Here is a 17,101-nt window from a genome sequence, read left to right as displayed (position 1 = left end):
CCTCGATCAGCGGCCGTCGCGGCTGCGCTGGTTGTCACGGCTGCGCAGGTCGACGGCGTTCGGCACGACCTGCGGCTCGGGCACGGTGGTGGGCTGCGGCGGCGACACGGTCACGGTGCCACTGCTCTGCTGCAGCAGCTTGTCCAGCGGCAGGTAGAGCATGTTGGAGCCGGTGCGGCTGTCCACCATGACCTTGCTGACGTTGGTGTAGACCTGCTGCATGGTGTCGATGTAGAGCCGGTCGCGCGTGACCTGCGGCGCCTTCTGGTACTCGGCCAGCACGCTCTTGAAGCGCTGCGCATCACCTTCAGCGGTCGCGATGACGCGCGCCTTGTAGCCCTCGGCCTGCTCGCGCAGCTTGGCCGCCTCGCCTTGCGCGCGCGGGATCACCTCGTTGGCATAGGCCTCAGCCTCGTTCTTGATCTGCTCCCGGTTCTGCCCGGCCTTGAACGCATCGGCGAACGCGGCCTGCACCTGCTCGGGCGCCTGAACGCTCTGCACGTTGACGTTCTTGACCTGGATGCCCGCCTTCAAGCGGTCCAGCTGGGCCTGGATGGACTTGACGAGGTCGGTCGCAATGGCATCGCGCTGCTCGTAGAGCACGGAGTCCATCTTGCTCTTGCCGACGATCTCCCGCACAGCCGACTCGGCGGCCAGCAGCACGGCCTGTTCGGGGTCGCGGTTCTCGAACAGGAAGTCCTTGAGATCACGCACGACGAACTGCACCGAGAAGCGGATGTCGACGATGTTCTCGTCCTGCGTCAGCATGGACGAGTCGCGCAGCCCCGTGGCGGCGACGACCGAGTTGCGACCCACTTCAACCTGGCGCAGCTGCGACACCGGCTGCACCTCGTGCGCCTGGAACGGAAACGGCATCCGCCACTGGAAGCCCGCCTCCACCGTCTTGCTGTACTTGCCGAAGGACGTCACGACGCCCTGCTGGCCTTCCTGAACGATGAAGAAGCCGCTGGCCATCCAGCCCAGTGCCACGACACCGGCGATCAGCCCGATGCCGATGCCCGCGCCCTTCATGTCGGGCGCGCCGCCACCGGACGGGCCCACCGGGCCGGTCGGGCCGCCCGGCTTGCCGCCGAACATGCCCGAGAGCTTGCGGTTGAAGTCGCGCCACAGCTCATCGAGGTCGGGCGGACCATCGTTGCGACCGTTGTTCAGCAGCCGGCCAGCGGCGCGCGCGACCGGCGTCAACAGACGCCGGGCCCAGGGACTGCGGGGCGATGTGTGGGAAGTGCTGCTCATGCCTGGGTGGGGTCTGAGGATGAAGACTCGTGGTCGTCCGACGGATGACCGTCGAAACGTGGGTCCCGCTCGTCGGGAATCAAGGGCTGGGCCTGCATGGCCGTCGCAATCAGCTGGCGCAGTTCCGCCAGGCCGTCGCCTTCGACGGCACTGACAAAGACGCGCGGCGTCGGCTCGGTCGAGCCATTGGGGCGCAGCATCGCGTCGACGATGTCGCGCGGGCGCTGGTCGTCGGCCAGCAGGTCCTGCTTGTTGTAGACCAGGATCTGCGGCACGTGGCCCGCGCCGATTTCTTCCAGCACACGCTCGACCTCGGCCATCTGCTCGTCCAGCACCGGGCTGGCGGCATCGACAACGTGCAGCAGCAGATCGGCGTCGGCCGCCTCCTGCAGCGTCGCGCGGAAGGCTTCGACGAGCTTGTGCGGCAGGTCGCGGATGAAGCCGACCGTGTCGGACAGCGACACACTGGCACCTGCCTGGTCCAGGTAGAGCGAGCGGGTGGTGGTGTCCAGCGTCGCGAACAGCTGGTTGGCGGCGTAGCTGCGTGCCTTGGTAAGCGCATTGAACAGCGTGCTCTTGCCCGCGTTCGTATAGCCGACCAGTGAGACCTTGAAGACGCCGTTTCGCGAGCGCGAGCGGCGCTGCGTGCTGCGCTGCTTCTGCACCTGCTTCAGGCGCTCCTTGGTCTTCTTGATGCGGTCGTCGATCATGCGACGGTCCAGCTCGATCTGCGCCTCGCCTGGGCCGCCGCGCATGCCGATGCCGCCGCTCTGGCGCTCCAGGTGACTCCAGCGGCGCACCAGGCGCGTGGCCAGGTACTGCAGCCGCGCCAGCTCGACTTGCAGCTTGCCTTCGTGGCTCTTGGCGCGCTGCGCGAAGATTTCGAGGATCAGCGCCGTGCGGTCGGCGACGGGCACGCCCAGCACCTTCTCGAGGTTGCGCTGCTGCGCGGGCGAGATGGCCTGGTCGAACAGCACCGTGTGGGCCTGGTGGGCCTGCACGAGCAGCTTGATCTCGTCGGCCTTGCCGGAGCCCACGAACAGCGCCGCATCGGGCGCGGGGCGGCGGGCGATGACCTTGGCGACCGGCGTGTCGCCTGCCGATTCGGCCAGCAGCGCCAGTTCGTCCAGGCTTTCGTCAAAGCCCTGCTTGGCGGAATGTCGACCGAAATCGACACCCACAAGAATGGCGCGCGCCGCCTCGGAGGGCGGCGTCGCGGCGTTGGTAGCTGTCGAAGACAAGGGGGGTGGGATCAGGCGTCCGCGGGAGCGTCGCCGGCGTGGAAGTTGACCGCGCGGCCCGGCACGACGGTGGAGATCGCGTGCTTGTAGACCATTTGCGTGACCGTGTTGCGGAGCAGCACGACATATTGGTCAAAGGACTCGATGTGGCCTTGCAGCTTGATGCCGTTGACCAGGTAAATGGAAACCGGCACGTGCTCTTTGCGCAGCAGGTTCAAAAAGGGATCCTGCAAAAGTTGGCCTTTATTGCTCATCGGTATGCTCCGAGTTATTCGGGGTGTGGACTACGGGTAAGACCTTAACACAGCGCCTTTAACCCTCCGGACGTCAGCCTAGGTCTTTTCGTCGAAGGGATTCTTCGAAGAACGCAGCTCAATCTTGAGCGGCGTGCCGACCAATTTGTAGTGCGCGCGGATGCGGCCTTCCAGGTAGCGCTTGTAGACCTCGGTGACGCCGTCCAGTGCATTGCCGTGGATGACGACGATGGGTGGGTTCTGGCCGCCCTGGTGGGCATAGCGCATCTTGGGGCGCGACACGCCCGAGCGCTTGGGCTGCTGGTGTTCCACCGCCTCCTGGATCAGGCGGGTCAGCACAGGCGTCGTCATCTTGCGGTAGGCCGACGCGTAAGCATCGGCCATCGCGTTCCACAGCGCCGACAGGCCCTGGCGCTTCAGCGCCGAGATGTTGTGCATGGGCGCGAACTTCAGGAAGGCCAGGCGCTGCTCGATCTGGCGCTTCAGCGTCTCGCGCTGGTAGCTGTCGACGGCGTCCCACTTGTTGCATGCCAGCACGACGGCACGGCCGCTGTCGAGGATGTAGCCGGCGATGTGGGCGTCCTGGTCGGTCACGCCCTGCGTGGCGTCCAGCAGCAGCAGTACGACGTGCGCGTCGGCAATGGCCTGCAGCGTCTTGACGACCGAGAACTTCTCGATGGCCTCGAAGACCTTGCCCTTGCGACGCAGGCCGGCCGTGTCGATGAGCTTGAACTTCTGGCCATTGCGCTCGAAGTCCACCGAGATGGCATCACGCGTGGTGCCCGGCATGTCGAAGGCGACGAGGCGTTCCTCGCCCAGCCAGGTGTTGATCAGCGTACTCTTGCCGACGTTGGGGCGGCCAGCCACGGCCAGGCGGATGACGCCGTCCTGCTGCGGGCCGGCACCGAACTCCTCGCTGGTGTCCTCGAAAGGCTCCAGCACGGCGTCCAGCAGGCTGCGGATGCCCTGGCCGTGCGCCGACGAGATCGGGTGAGGCTCACCCATGCCGAGCTCGTGGAACTCGGCCAGCAGTGGCGACTCGCTCATGCCCTCGGCCTTGTTGACGGCCAGGTGCACGCGCTTGTTGACGCTGCGCAGGTAGCGGGCGATGTCGCTGTCGTGGGCCGACAGGCCCAGGCGGATGTCGACGACGAAGATGACCGCATCGGCCTCCGCGACGGCCTGCTTGGTCTGCTTGGCCATCTCCTTGACGATGCCGGTCGAGCTGTCGGGCTCGAAGCCGCCGGTGTCGATGACGATGAACTCGCGGTCGCCCAGGCGGCCATCACCGTAGTGGCGGTCGCGCGTCAGGCCGGCGAAATCGGCCACGATGGCGTCGCGCGACTTCGTCAGGCGGTTGAACAGCGTCGACTTGCCCACATTGGGGCGGCCGACCAGGGCAATGACAGGCTTCATTCGGTCTTGATGGCGAACAGGCCGCCATTCTTGGTGGCGACAAGCGCCGTGTCGCCCAGCAGCGTGATGGCCGCGATGGGCGTGCCGTCGGTTGCGATGCGGGAGCGGGTCTTGCCGGTGTCGCGATCCAGCAGGTGCACCTGGCCCTCGAAGTCGCCCACGATGATCTGCTTGTTCAACACCACGGGTGCCGACAGCTTGCGCAGCTGGAACTGGTCGGCCGACCAGGCGAGGTCGCCATTGGCCAGCTTCCAGGCCGACAGGCGGTCTGACGCGTCACCGGCCACGACGACCTGGTCGTCCGCGCCGATGCCGTTGGTGCCACCGACGATGCGGTTCCACAGCGCGCTGCCGCGCTCGGCATTCACGCAGCCGACCGACGACTGGAAGGCGCGCGCGCAGATAACCTCACCCTGACGCACGGCCGGGCCGACGAGGTCAGCGAGGCGCTCGACCTCGTTGGTGCCGCGCGGCGTGGCCACACTGGCTTCCCAGCGCAGCTGGCCCTTGAGCGGGTCGATGCCCGCCAGGCGCGCGCCCTGGCCGACGATCAGCGTGTCCTTGTACGCGGTCAGCACGCCAGCCTTGGCAAGCGTCAACGGCTCGCCGGGGCGGCGCAGTTCCCAGATCTTGCGGCCGTCCAGCGCATCGAAGGCGATGACCTGACGGTCCAGCGTCAGCGCGAAGACGCGCTCGCCAGCCACCAGCGGTGCGGCGATGACGGGCGTGGGCAGGGCCTTCTTCCAGGCCACGCGGCCGGCGTCCAGCACGACCAGTTCGTTGTCGCGGTTGACCACGGCCGCGAAGCGGCCGTCGCTACCGACACCGGCGGCCAGCTTGGCCCCGGCCGTGCCGCGCCACAGCTCGCGGCCGTCGGCCGCAGCCAGTGCGCGGACGGTGCCGTCGACGCTGGCAACGACAAAGCGGTCACCCGGCGTCGAGATGCTGAGCGGGAAGGTGATGTCGTCGCCCTTGCTGCTCCACAGCACGCGGCCCGTGGCAGGGCCACTCAGCGCCTCCAGCGCAGCTGGGCGGTTCTTGCCGTCACCGAACCAGCGATCCCAGGTGTTGCTGATCGTCGAGCAGCCCGACAGGCTGGCCGCCGCCAGCGCGATCAGCGAGATCTGGACAAGGCGCTTCATTGCGCGGCTCCGGTGGTGGGTTCGACGGCGGTCGGCACGCCGAGCGTGGCGAGCTTGGCCTCGATGATGCGGCGGTAGTCCTGCGTCTTCTCCAGGCCCGCCAGCGCCTTCTGGTACTCGGCCTTGGCGGCATCGCCCTTGCCCTGCAACAGCAACGCGTCACCCCGACGGTCGGCCACGAGCGCGGCAAACTCCGCAGACTTGATGGCGTCCAACGTCTTCAGCGCATCGTCAAAGGCCTTGGCATCCAGTTGCAGGCCGGCCAGGCGCAGGCGGGCCAGGTCACGGTAGGACGCCTCGGCGCCCTTTTCTGCCACCCAGGCCAGGCTCTGACGGGCGTCGTCGGCCTTGTCCTTGTCCAGCTGCAGCTTGGCGATCTGCAGGCCGGCTTGGGCGGCGAAGCCCGTGCCAGCGTAGCGCGACTTCAGGTCGCCCACGGCCGTGGCAGCCTTGTCCAGGTCCTGCGCGGTGAAGGCGCGATCGAACTCCTCGTACATGGCGCCGGCCTTGGCGGCCTGGTCACGCTGGTACCAGGTCCAGCCCTGCCAGGCGGCAAAGGCGGCCAGCGCGGCGGTGATCACCCAGGTGATCAGGTTGCCCCAGCGCTTCCAGAAGGCCTTGAGCTGGTCGAGTTGTTCTTGTTCTTCGAGGTCGAGATGCGATGCCATGGGAGGAAGTCAGCGTGTGCGGGCCAAGGCCCGGGATTATGCGGTGCGCAATTCGGCCGCCCAGGCGGCCACGTCGGCGAGGGGGCGGCAGGTCTGCTCGGCGCCGTCGCGCAGAGGCTTCACGGCCACCTCGCCACGGGCCAGTTCGTCGGCGCCGAACACCAGCGCGTAGCGCGCACCGGAGCCGTCGGCCTTCTTGAACTGCGACTTGAAGGAGCCGCCGCCGGCGTGCATCTGCACAGCCACGCCGGCCGCACGCAGCGCCTCCAGCGCGGGCAGAATGCGCGGCAGCTCGGCCGGGTCGGGCACGACGGCGTAGGCATCAGGCGCCGCGGCGGGCGCCTGCAGGCCCAGCGTCTCTAGCAGCAGCAGCAGGCGCTCCATGCCCATGCCGAAGCCCACGGCCGGCGCCGGCTTGCCGCCGAGCTGCTCGATCAGCCCGTCATAGCGGCCGCCGGCACACACCGTGCCCTGGGCGCCGAGCTTGCCCGTCACCCACTCGAAGACGGTGAGGTTGTAGTAGTCCAGCCCGCGCACCAGGCGCGGGTTGATGCGGTAAGCCAGGCCGACCGCATCCAGCAGCGCGCGCACGCCGTTGAAGTGGGCCAGCGAGGCGTCGCCGAGGAAATCCAGCAGCTTAGGCGCCGCTTCGGCCATAGCCTGCATCGCCGGATTTTTGGTGTCCAGCACGCGCAGCGGATTGCTGTACATGCGGGACTTGGCTTCCTCGTCTAGCACGTCCTGATGCTGCTCCAGGTGGGCGATCAGCGCAGCGCGGTGCGCAGCACGCTCCTCGGGCTGGCCCAGGCAGTTGATCTCCAGCGATACGTCCTCGCCCTCCTTCAGGCCCAGCTCACGCCACAGCGTGCGGGCCAACAGGATGACTTCGGCATCCACGTCCGGGCCGGCGAAGCCCAGCGCCTCGATGCCCATCTGGTGGAACTGGCGGTAGCGGCCTTTCTGCGGCTTCTCCCGGCGGAACATCGGGCCGACGTAGTAGAGCCGGCGCGGGCTGTCGCGCAGGTAGCTGTGCTCGATCATTGCCCGCACGACGCCGGCCGTGCCCTCGGGGCGCAGCGCCAGGTGCTCAGCCTGGCCGTGCTTGTCGGCGCGGTCCTCGAAGGCGTACATCTCCTTCTCGACGATGTCCGTCACCTCGCCGATGCCGCGCACGAACAGCGCCGTCGGCTCGACGATGGGCACGCGCACATTGCTGTAGCCGTAGCGCGCCAGCACGCTGCGCATCGTGGCTTCGAGTTGCTCCCAGCGCGCCGACTCGGGCGGCAGGATGTCGTTCATGCCCTTGACCGCCTGCAAGGTGGTCTTCCGATCACCCGCCTGCAGCGCGGGCTGGACTTTCTTGGTCTCGCTCATGGAATCCGTGTTCAGGCCGCAGCCGTGGCGCCGAAGCGCTTCTCGATGTAGTTCTCGACCAGCGCGTGGAACTCCTGCGCGATGTTGTCGCCGCGCAGCGTCACAGCCTTCTCGCCGTCGATGAAGACGGGCGCCGCCGGCGCCTCGCCCGTGCCGGGCAGGCTGATGCCGATGTCGGCATGCTTGCTCTCGCCGGGGCCGTTGACGATGCAGCCCATAACGGCCACCTTCATCTCCTCGACGCCGGGATACTTGTTGCGCCAGACCGGCATCTGCAGGCGCAGGAAGTCGTCGATCTGCTTGGCCAGTTCCTGGAAGGTCGTGCTGGTGGTGCGGCCACAGCCCGGGCAGGCCGTGACGCTGGGGTTGAAGTGGCGCAGGCCCAGCGACTGCAGGATCTCCAGCGCGACGACGACTTCCTGCGTGCGCGCCTCGCCCGGCTGCGGCGTCAGGCTGACGCGGATGGTGTCGCCAATGCCCTCCTGCGCCAGGATGCCCAGCGCAACAGAGGACGCCACCGTGCCCTTGGTGCCCATGCCGGCTTCGGTCAGGCCCAGGTGCAGCGCGTAGTCGCAGCGGCGGGCCAGTTCGCGGTAGACCGAGATCAGGTCCTGCACGCCGCTGACCTTGCAGCTGATGATGATGTTGTCGGGGTTCATGCCCAGCTCGCGGGCATAGGCGGCCGATGTCAGCGCGGACTCGACCAGCGCCTGGTACATGACCGGCTTGGCGCCCCAGGGCGCCGCGCGACGGGCGTTCTCGTCCATGAACTGCGCTAGCAGCTCCTGATCCAGACTGCCCCAGTTGACGCCGATGCGCACGACCTTGTCGTAGGTCATCGCCGCCTCAATCATCTGCGCGAACTGCTTGTCCTTCTTATCGCCCTTACCGACGTTGCCGGGGTTGATGCGGTACTTGGACAGCGCCTGCGCCATCGCCGGGTACTCGGTCAGCAGGCGGTGGCCGTTGTAGTGGAAGTCGCCCACCAACGGCGTGTCGATACCCATGCGATCCAGCTGCTCGCGGATGTAGGGCACCTGCTCAGCCGCCTCGGGCGTGTTGACGGTGATGCGCACCATCTCCGAGCCTGCAATCGCAAGCTCCTTGACCTGGATGGCCGTGCCAATGGCGTCCACCGTGTCGGTGTTCGTCATGGACTGCACGCGCACCGGCGCGTCGCCACCAACGGTGACCACGCGACTGCCCCAGACCACACGCGCCTGACGGCTCTTGCGCGCCGCGGGAGCGGCCTCGGGAATGATCCATTCGCTCATCACTTCAACTCCAGACGGGCGACGTTGTTCGTAGCGCTGGCGGCCAGGTCGACAGCAGCACCACGCCATTCGATGCGCGTACCGCCGACGTTGCCGATGCGCAGCTTGTACGGAGCGGCGCCAGAGAACTCCTGCTGCTCCCCCTGGCGCAGCAGGCGCGACAGCAAGACCTGGCCCTTGGCGTCCGCCACCTCAACCCAGCTGTCGGCCGCGGCCGACAGGCGCAAGGTGGCTGCCCCCGTAACGACCGCTGCAGCCACCGGCGCGGGGGTTGGCGCCGGTGCGGACGCGGCTGCGGGCACCATCGCGGGCGATGACGCCAACGTAGACGCCGCCGAGGCCGCCAGCGGCGCAGGCGGAGCCGGGACAAACTCGACGACCGGCGCACTGGCCACCGAGGTCACAACGCCGGACGCTGGGGCCACGCCTTCGGGCTGCGAGGCCCCGCCGCCCTGCGGCAGCCAGCCGGCCGGGATCCAGTAGATGGCAGCGGCCGCGGCCACCAGCAGCAGCGGCCCCCAGACCACAGGCCGCAGCAGCGCGGCCAGCACGGCGCCGTCGAGCACAGCGCTGCCCGTGCGCTCGCGGAAGGGCTGGTTCAGCCCGGGGCGCATGTCGAACTGCTGATCGCGCGTGCTCGGCAGCAGCGCCAGCACGGGCCCGGCATCGACCTTCAGCGCACGGCACATCGCCGTCGCTAACGCGCGCGCAAAGGTCGCATCGGGCAGCTCGTCGTAGCGGTCGGATTCCAGCGCTTCCAGCTTGGCCTGAGGCACCTTCAGCATGACCGCCAGCGCTGCGATGTGCAGGCCGCGTTGCTGACGGGCCTGCCTCAACCAGGCGCCTGCGGTGGCGGGCTGGGGCTCACGCCCCTCGGAGATGGGTTGCATCGTCTCGTTCTTCGGTCGGCCGCAGGGCGGCTCAGTCTTCGTAGCGGCCGGCGTCCAGCGCCTGCGTTTCGGGGGCCTGCGGGAACTTGCGGCGCAGGATGAGGGCCAGGTCGTCAACGATGCCCGTGTGGCCCAGCTTGCGCTCGATGCGTAGCTGCAGCCAAACGCTCTGCGCGTTGAGCTGCTCGGGCTGGTCGTTGACGCGCTTCACGTAGAAGCGGGCGCGCTCCAGCTCACGGTTGCGGTACAGCACCTCGGACAGGTTGACGGCGATGACGGGGCTGGCCGGGTCCAGTTCGAAGGCGCGCGACAGCGTCTTCTCGGCCACCAGCAGGCGGCCGGCACGGGCCTCGCAGACGCCCTTGGCCAGCAGCGTGCGCGCCGGCGCGCGGTAGGTCGACTGGGCCAGCGCCTGGTCGAACAGCGAATCCGCCGTGGGCCAGCGGCGCTGCTGGCAAAGGAACCAGCCGTAGTTGTGCAGCGTGTCAGGGTCGTTGGGGTAGACGGCCAGCGCGCGGCGGAATGTTTCCTCGGCGAGCTGCATCTCGCCCATGGACGCGTAGATGAGGCCGCGCAGGTTGACAGCCTCGCGCATGTCGGGCTTGGCCTGCAGCGCGAGCTTGAGCTCGTCCAGCGCCGTCGGGAACTGGCCGCGCGAGAAGTAGCCCTGCGCCAGCTCCAGCCGGATGGCCGCGCGGCGGTCGACGTCGGTCTGATCGGAGTCGGTCTTGATCTCACGGTCGGCGGTGGGCGCGGTGCCGGTGCTCGCGCAGGCGGCCAGCAGACAGGCAGTCAGGACGGTCAGCAGTCGCTTCATCAAATCCTCGAGGTTGGACACCCAGCGTGTCACGGCGTGGATTTGGCCACCATCACGGGGGCCCTGACCATGCGGATATGCGCGCGGGTGCGATCCTGCACCTCACCGGCCAGCTGGCCGCAGGCAGCGTCGATGTCGTCGCCGCGCGTCTTGCGCACGGTGGTCACGATGCCGGCCTGAATCAACACCTCGGCGAAGGCCTGGACGCGCGCATTCGTGCTGCGGATCAGGCCGGATGCCGGGAAGGGGTTGAACGGGATCAGGTTGATCTTGCAGTTCACGTGGTGCTTCACCAGGCGCACCAGCTCACGCGCCTGCTCGGGAGAGTCGTTCACCTCCTGCAGCATGCAGTACTCGAAGGTGATGAAGTCGCGCGGCGCCTTCTCCAGGTAGCGATTGCAGCTGTCCAGCAGCTCGGCGATCGGGTACTTCTTGTTCAGCGGCACGAGCTGATCGCGCAGCGGGTCGGTGGGCGCGTGCAGGCTGACGGCCAGCGCCACGGGGCAGTCCTCGCGCAGCCGGTCAATCATGGGCACGACGCCGGACGTCGACACCGTCACGCGACGGCGGCTGAGGCCGTAGCCGTGGTCGTCCAGCATGGTCTTCAGCGACGGCACGAGCTGGTCGTAGTTCTGCAGCGGCTCGCCCATGCCCATCATCACGACGTTGGAGATGACGCGCTCATCGGTGTTGAGGCGCTTGCGCAGCGAGTGCTCGGCGAACCACAGTTGGGCCGTGATCTCGGCCGTCGTCAGGTTGCGGCTGAAGCCCTGGTGGCCGGTAGAGCAGAAACGGCAGCCCACGGCGCAACCAGCCTGGCTGGAAATGCAAAGCGTGCCGCGATCAAGGACTATTGACCCCTGGCCGCCTGCAGCGGCTGTCCCCCGAGGGGACGCTTCGGCGATTTGGGACGGCCCGGCATCGCCGAACTCGGGAATGAACACGGCCTCGACCGCGTTGCCGGCACCGACGTCGAACAGCCACTTGATGGTGCCGTCGGCCGACACGTGCTCCGAGATCACCGGCAGCGCCGAGATGTGGGCACGGCCCTTGAGCTTGTCGCGCAAGGACTTGGCGAGGTCGGACATCTGGTCGAAGTCCGACGCGCCTTTCTGATGAACCCAGCGGAACAGCTGGGTCGCACGGAATTTCTTTTCGCCCAGTTGCTCGCAGTAGGCGGCCAGGCCTGGCAGATCAAAACCGAGCAGGTTGACCGCGTCCATACGAACTTCCTGGGCCGGGGTCTCCCGACCCCGTTGGGGGTTTACTTGGCAGCGTAGACGTTCATGCCGGGGAAGAAGAACGCCACTTCGACGGCGGCCGTTTCGGCAGCGTCGGAGCCGTGCACGGCGTTGGCGTCGATGCTGTCAGCGAAGTCGGCGCGGATGGTGCCCTTCTCGGCCTTTTTCGGGTCGGTCGCGCCCATCAGGTCACGGTTCTTCAGGATGGCACCTTCGCCTTGCAGGGCCTGGATCATCACCGGGCCGCTGATCATGAAGTTGACCAGGTCGTTGAAGAACGGGCGGGCCTTGTGCACGGCGTAGAACTGCTCGGCTTCGCCGCGCGACAGGTGCACCATCTTGGCAGCCACGACCTTCAGGCCGGCGGCTTCAAAACGGGCGTAGATCTGGCCGATGACGTTCTTCGCCACGGCATCGGGCTTGATGATGGACAGGGTGGTTTCGATCGCCATGGAGTTCTCCTGAAGGGGCGTATTGGACAAAGCCTGCGATTGTAGCGTTCAGGGATGACCCTAGTTGCAGCTTGCGACCGGTTTCAGCGCCGGCCACCGTAGCCGCCGCCCGAACGGCCACCGCCACCGCCGCCACCGCCGCCACCCTTGCCGCCACGCCCGCCACCGCTACCGCCGCGGCGCAGGAAGGCGTCACCGCCGATGTAGCCCACGGAGGTCTGCATCGGATCGGGCTCGCGGGGGCCACCACCCTTGTTGCCGCCGCCACGGCTGGGCCGGTCCTGCTGCTGGCTGCCGCCGGCACCGAAACCCTGGGGCAGACCACGCCTGCCGCCAGTCGCATGGCGGCGGTCGAAAGTCTGCTCCAGCGGATTGATGTGGTGAGGAATGAAGCCGTCGTCCTCGTCGTCATCGTCCCGGCGTTGAGCGCGCTCTTCGCGCGGCGGGCGCGGCTGCTGCGGCTCCTGCGGGCGGCTGGGGCGCGGTCCGACGCCGGCATGGCGGTCGTCGTTGCGGCGCTTGTTGCGGTCGTTCTTGCCGCCCTGCTGCTGGCCCTTGCCCTGCTGGCCCTGGCCCTGCGACGGCTGCTGCGGCTGGGCCTGGCCCGTGTTGGAGCTGTGGCCGGCCAGGCGGCGGATGACGCGCACGTCATCGTCACCCAGCTCCACCCAGACACCACGCTTCAGGCCGCGCGGCAGCACGACGGTGCCGTAGCGGATGCGGATCAGCCGGCTGACCACCATGCCAACCGCCTCGAACAGCTTGCGCACCTCGCGGTTGCGGCCTTCGGTAATGGTGACGCGGTACCAGCGGTTGGCGCCTTCGCCGCCGCCGTCCTCGATGGCCTTGAACGCGGCCGTCTGGCCGTCGACGCTGACACCCTCCAGCAGCTTGGTGCGCTGCTCGTCGCTCAGCGAGCCCAGCACACGGGCCGCGTACTCGCGCTCCACGCCGAAGCGCGGGTGCATCAGCTGGTTGGCCAGCTCACCCGAGTTGGTGAACAACAGCAAGCCTTCGGTGTTGATGTCCAGACGGCCGACGGACTGCCACTTCTGCCCCTGCACACGCGGCAGCGAGCGGAACACGGTCGGGCGGCCCTCGGGGTCGTTGAACGTCGACACCTCGCCGGTGGGCTTGTGATAAGCCAGGATGCGCGGGTTGGGCGGCGAGATGCGCACGCGCACCTCCTTGCCGTTGACGCGCACGCGGTCACCGAACGAGATGCGCTGGCCGACATGAGCGACCTCGCCATTCACCTCGATCTTGCCCTCGGCGATCCACTCCTCGATGTCGCGGCGCGACCCGATGCCCGACTGCGCCAGCACCTTTTGCAGCTTGGGCGCATCGGCATCCGGCGCCAGCACGCGCTTGCCCTCGCCGTCGGCGGCCTCGGCCTCGGCCTCGTCAGCCTCCGGTCGCAGCTGCGGCAGCTCCCCGACAGGGCCCTCGGACTCGGCGTCCAGGTTGCCCGACAGCACGTCTGCGAAGCGCGCACCGGCGGCCTCGACGAGCTCATGCGTCAACGCCGGCGCCGGCAGCTCGCTGCCACCCGCCACCGGCTCAGCCGCGCCATCCGCCGACCGCTCACCACGCTCTTTGCGATTGCGGCGGCGGTTGCGGCCGCGGCCGCTGCGCTCACCCTCGTCACCGTCATCGTCGCCCTCACCGCCGTCATCGGCACCGCCCTCGCTCGCTTGCACCTCGCTCACCGCCGCCGGCGCGTCGGGCACCAGCGTGAACAGCGGAGCCTGGGCCGGCGCCACCTCGGCGACCGGCTCGGCGGCCGCCACCGCCGCCTTGCGCGGGGCGCGCTTGCGGGCGGGCGCCGCAGACGCCTCCTCTGCCACGGCCTCGGGCGCGGCCTCGGCAGCAGCCGGCTCGGCCTTGCGCCGCGTGCGCTTCACCGGCACGGCGGCCTCCGCTCCCTCGGGAGCAGCGTCCGGCGCCACCTCGGCGGCGGCCTTGGCCGTTGTGCGGCGGCGCTTGGGCGCCGCTGGCGCCTCGGCATCGGCAACGGGGAGCAAGGGCTTGTCTTGATCGGCAGCGTCGTTCATTCGGTATTTCAGTGCAGGGGTTGCGGGGGCGTATCGGTGGGATCGAGGGTCGGCAGAGCTGGCGTGCCGTCGGCGCCGAACAGGCTGGAAGATGCCGTCGGCACCAAAAGATCAGGCACGGCGTCCGGCAGCGCCGCCACGGGCGGCGCCTCGGCAGCAGGCGCCTCGGCAGGCTCGGGCTCGGATTCGGACCCGGCATCCGCCGGGCTGGCCACCGACAGGTCGTCGGGTGCCGGCGGCGCGACGGCGACATCCTGCGCCGGCGGCTCGGCCGGCACCTCGTCGGCCGCGTCCAGCAGCTGGCCTTGCAATGCCTCGAAGGCCGGCGGCGCACTGCCGACGTCCAGCGCCGGCAGCTGCTCCAGGCTGGATAGGCCCAGGTCGTCGAGGAAGGCCTTGGTCGTCGCGTACAGCGCCGGCCGGCCGGGCGTCTCGCGGTGGCCGATAGCGTCGATCCAGCCGCGGTCTTCCAGCTGCTTGATGATCTGGCTGGCCACGACGACGCCGCGGATGTCCTCGATGTCGCCGCGCGTGACGGGCTGGCGGTACGCAATGATGGCCAGCGTCTCCAGCACGGCGCGCGAGTAGCGGGGCGGCTTCTCGGGATGTAGCCGGTCCAGGTACTCGCGCAGCTCGGGCCGGCTCTGGAAGCGCCAACCCGAGGCGAGCGCCACCAGCTCCACGCCCTTGCCGTCCCAGTCGCGGCGCAGCTCGTCGAGCAGGCCCCGCAGCGTGTCGGCACCCAGCTCGTCAGCGAAAAGGCTGCGCATCTCGCGCAACGTCAGCGGCTGCGGGGCACAGATCAGCGCGGTTTCAAGGACGCGCTTGGCATCCTGGGTATTCATGAACTCAACTTCACACCCTCAATGGGTAGAGCTCTGGCATTGGCACTTGGACCCGGGCGCTCTGTCCAGAGCGCTCGTCAGGCGGACGTGTCAAGTCTTGCACGGTGCGCCGCAGCCGGCCTTCAGGGCACGGGCACGTCGGCGAGTAGGGTTGGCGGCTTCCGGGTGGACTGCAATCCCGCGACGGGCCGCGCCTTCTCGGCACGGCGTTGTGGCGCGACAACCAGACTGCATTGTAGCCATGTCAATCGGAAAGGTCGGGCGCCCCCACCGAAGCCCAGGCCGAGGCCATGTCGGGCGGCAGCGGCGCACGCAGGCTCAGGGCCTCGCCAGTGACCGGGTGAGAGAACGACAGCCGGGCCGCATGCAGCGCCTGGCGCGCCAGGCCCAGCGCCGCCACGCCGCCGTACAGCGCGTCGGCCAGCAGCGGATGGCCGCTGTGCGTGAGGTGCACGCGGATCTGGTGCGTGCGGCCGGTGTGCAGCACGCAATGCACGGCGCTGACGGGCCGCGCCTGCCCGTTGACCTGCACCTCGCCCACGCCCAGCAGGAAGACATCGGTGCGCGCCGGCTTGCCAAGATTGGCGGGCGCGATGGCCATCTTCACGCGCGACACCGGGTCGCGGCGCATCGCCTTCTCGATGACGAACGGCTCCTCGACGCGCCCCCAGGCCAGCGCCAGATACTCGCGGTGCACCTCGCGGGCGGCGATCTGGCGGCTCAGCGCCGTGACGGCCTCCAGCGTCTTGCCGACCACCATCAGCCCGCTGGTGTCCTTGTCCAGCCGGTGCACGATGCCGGCGCGCGGCAGCGTGGCGGCGGCCGGGTGGCGCGCCAGCAGCCCATTCATCAGCGTGCCCGACCAGTTGCCCGGCGCCGGGTGCACCACCAGCCCCACCGGCTTGTCGATAACGGCCAGGTGCTCGTCCTCGTACACCACGCTCAGCGCCATCGCCTCGGGGCGGAAGGCGCGACTCTCGTCGGTGGGCTGCAACTCGATCTCCACGCGCTGGCCGGCGCGCAGCTTGAGGGCCGGCTTGGCCAGCGGGCGGCCATCGGCCGTCACGCAGCCGCGCTCGATGAGCGCCTGCAGGTGGTTGCGCGAGAACTCCGGCGCCAGGCCGGTCAGCCAGCGATCCAATCGCTCCCCATGGCCTGCCGCGTCGACATCGGCACTGCGCCGCTCCGGCGCGTCGTCGGCGCCGTCGTCTTCCGGGTCTGTCAGACCCCCCGCCCTATACTCCGCGTCCATTGTTCCCCGTGACCAGCCGGCAGCACCGCCGTCGACTTCAGACATGTTTGTTGAGAAATTCAAGGCCGGCCGCATCGTCGCCGGCACCGTGCTGATGGCCTTCGCGCTCGCGCTCAGCGGCTGCGGCTCCACGGCCAAGGACGACCCCAACTCCCAGGCCGCGCTGGACAAATTGTATGCAGACGCGAAGGACGACCTGAACGCCGGCAGCTACGACCGTGCGATCAAGACGCTGGAGCGCATCGAGGGCCGGGCAGCCGGCACGCCCATGGGCCAGCAGGCGACGCTGGATCTGGCCTGGGCCTACTACAAGACGGCCGAGCGTGCGCAGGCGGTGTCCACGCTGGATCGCTTCATCAAGCTCAACCCGTCCAGCCCGGCGCTGGACTACGCCCTCTACATGAAGGGCATCGTCAACTTCAACGAGGACCTCGGCCTGTTCGGCCGGCTGGCCAGCCAGGACGTCTCCGAGCGTGACCAGCAGGCCTCGCGCGAGGCGCTGCTGGCCTTCCGCCAGCTGATCGAGCAGTTCCCCGAATCCAAGTACACACCCGACGCCCAGACGCGCGCCAACTTCATCTCCAACACGCTGGCGGCCTACGAGATACACGTTGCGCGCTATTACTTCAACCGCAAGGCCTACGTGGCCGCCGCCAACCGCGCGCAGTCAGCCGTCGCCGAGTTCCAGAACGCTCCCGGCATCGAGGAAGCGCTCTACATCATGGGCGAGAGCTACGACAAGTTGGGCCTCACGCAGCTGCGCGACGACGCGCGCCGTGTGCTGGACAAGAACTTCCCCGACAGCCAGTACGCCTCCAATGGCGGCAAGCAAAAGAAGCCGTGGTGGAAGGTCTGGTGATGTGACGCAGCCGCTCGCCCATGCGGGCTGGCTGCGGAGCGACCCGATGCTCGGGCGCGAAAACC

Annotated in this window: 16 protein-coding genes; 1 reads left to right on the top strand and 15 read right to left on the bottom strand. The window is 68.6% G+C overall.

The genetic code is table 11. From position 1 onward, the window contains the following. Nucleotides 1–6 precede the first annotated feature (6 nt). The 15 genes from hflK to ACG0Z3_RS09570 all read right to left on the bottom strand — a co-directional run bounded on the left by hflK (nt 7) and on the right by ACG0Z3_RS09570 (nt 16,177). Nucleotides 7–1,257, bottom strand: a complete 1,251-nt coding sequence (gene hflK / locus ACG0Z3_RS09640; RefSeq protein ID WP_394397176.1) for an FtsH protease activity modulator HflK — start codon at nt 1,255–1,257, stop codon at nt 7–9. Beyond that, nucleotides 1,254–2,498 carry a GTPase HflX gene (gene hflX, locus ACG0Z3_RS09635; protein WP_394397174.1) on the bottom strand — a complete coding sequence of 415 codons (1,245 nt, stop codon included), beginning with the start codon at nt 2,496–2,498 and terminating at the stop codon, nt 1,254–1,256. Before hflX ends, hflK begins: the two co-directional genes overlap by 4 nt. Before the next feature lie 11 nt (nt 2,499–2,509). After that, the gene (hfq, locus tag ACG0Z3_RS09630) at nt 2,510–2,752 is read right to left on the bottom strand and encodes an RNA chaperone Hfq (RefSeq protein ID WP_056198163.1); all 243 of its coding nucleotides are present in this window, start codon (nt 2,750–2,752) and stop codon (nt 2,510–2,512) included. A 78-nt stretch (nt 2,753–2,830) separates the two neighbouring features. Then, on the bottom strand, nt 2,831–4,168 hold the full coding sequence (der, locus tag ACG0Z3_RS09625) for a ribosome biogenesis GTPase Der (RefSeq protein WP_394397171.1): 1,338 nt from the start codon (nt 4,166–4,168) through the stop codon (nt 2,831–2,833). Further along, nucleotides 4,165–5,310 (bottom strand): outer membrane protein assembly factor BamB, encoded by a 1,146-nt coding sequence (bamB, locus tag ACG0Z3_RS09620; RefSeq protein WP_394397169.1) that lies wholly within the window; start codon nt 5,308–5,310, stop codon nt 4,165–4,167. The genes der and bamB overlap by 4 nt, the downstream gene beginning before the upstream one ends. Beyond that, nucleotides 5,307–5,978, bottom strand: a complete 672-nt coding sequence (locus ACG0Z3_RS09615; RefSeq protein ID WP_394397167.1) for a YfgM family protein — start codon at nt 5,976–5,978, stop codon at nt 5,307–5,309. Before ACG0Z3_RS09615 ends, bamB begins: the two co-directional genes overlap by 4 nt. A 36-nt stretch (nt 5,979–6,014) precedes the next feature. Beyond that, on the bottom strand, nt 6,015–7,352 hold the full coding sequence (gene hisS / locus ACG0Z3_RS09610) for a histidine--tRNA ligase (RefSeq protein ID WP_394397165.1): 1,338 nt from the start codon (nt 7,350–7,352) through the stop codon (nt 6,015–6,017). A gap of 11 nt (nt 7,353–7,363) precedes the next feature. Continuing rightward, complete coding sequence (ispG, locus tag ACG0Z3_RS09605; RefSeq protein ID WP_394397163.1) at nt 7,364–8,626, bottom strand: flavodoxin-dependent (E)-4-hydroxy-3-methylbut-2-enyl-diphosphate synthase; 1,263 nt, start codon at nt 8,624–8,626, stop codon at nt 7,364–7,366. Then, nucleotides 8,626–9,516 carry a helix-turn-helix domain-containing protein gene (locus tag ACG0Z3_RS09600; RefSeq protein ID WP_394397161.1) on the bottom strand — a complete coding sequence of 297 codons (891 nt, stop codon included), beginning with the start codon at nt 9,514–9,516 and terminating at the stop codon, nt 8,626–8,628. The genes ispG and ACG0Z3_RS09600 overlap by 1 nt, the downstream gene beginning before the upstream one ends. 31 nt (nt 9,517–9,547) lie before the next feature. Continuing rightward, nucleotides 9,548–10,333 (bottom strand): type IV pilus biogenesis/stability protein PilW, encoded by a 786-nt coding sequence (gene pilW / locus ACG0Z3_RS09595; RefSeq protein WP_394397159.1) that lies wholly within the window; start codon nt 10,331–10,333, stop codon nt 9,548–9,550. 29 nt (nt 10,334–10,362) lie between these two features. Beyond that, nucleotides 10,363–11,556 (bottom strand): dual-specificity RNA methyltransferase RlmN, encoded by a 1,194-nt coding sequence (rlmN, locus tag ACG0Z3_RS09590; protein ID WP_394397157.1) that lies wholly within the window; start codon nt 11,554–11,556, stop codon nt 10,363–10,365. A gap of 41 nt (nt 11,557–11,597) precedes the next feature. Next, a complete protein-coding gene (ndk, locus tag ACG0Z3_RS09585) occupies nt 11,598–12,026 on the bottom strand; it encodes a nucleoside-diphosphate kinase (RefSeq protein ID WP_394397155.1) in 429 nt (142 codons plus the stop codon). Nucleotides 12,027–12,109: 83 nt separating this feature from the next. After that, entirely contained in the window at nt 12,110–14,080 is a 1,971-nt protein-coding gene (gene rluB / locus ACG0Z3_RS09580; protein ID WP_394397153.1) for a 23S rRNA pseudouridine(2605) synthase RluB, read from the bottom strand. 8 nt (nt 14,081–14,088) lie between these two features. After that, the gene (gene scpB, locus ACG0Z3_RS09575) at nt 14,089–14,925 is read right to left on the bottom strand and encodes an SMC-Scp complex subunit ScpB (RefSeq protein WP_394397151.1); all 837 of its coding nucleotides are present in this window, start codon (nt 14,923–14,925) and stop codon (nt 14,089–14,091) included. 244 nt (nt 14,926–15,169) lie between these two features. Next, on the bottom strand, nt 15,170–16,177 hold the full coding sequence (locus ACG0Z3_RS09570; RefSeq protein WP_394397505.1) for an RluA family pseudouridine synthase: 1,008 nt from the start codon (nt 16,175–16,177) through the stop codon (nt 15,170–15,172). 43 nt (nt 16,178–16,220) lie between these two features. On the opposite strand from ACG0Z3_RS09570, the gene ACG0Z3_RS09565 reads away from it, so the two are divergent. Further along, nucleotides 16,221–17,036, top strand: coding sequence for an outer membrane protein assembly factor BamD (locus ACG0Z3_RS09565; RefSeq protein WP_394397149.1), 816 nt, complete (start codon nt 16,221–16,223; stop codon nt 17,034–17,036). Nucleotides 17,037–17,101: the final 65 nt, after the last annotated feature.

Source organism: Pelomonas margarita (assembly GCF_043555875.1).
Taxonomy (GTDB): Bacteria; Pseudomonadota; Gammaproteobacteria; order Burkholderiales; family Burkholderiaceae_C; genus Pelomonas; species Pelomonas margarita.
The sequence above is the reverse complement of the archived record's forward strand: the minus strand, read 5'-3'. Positions and strand labels throughout refer to the sequence as shown.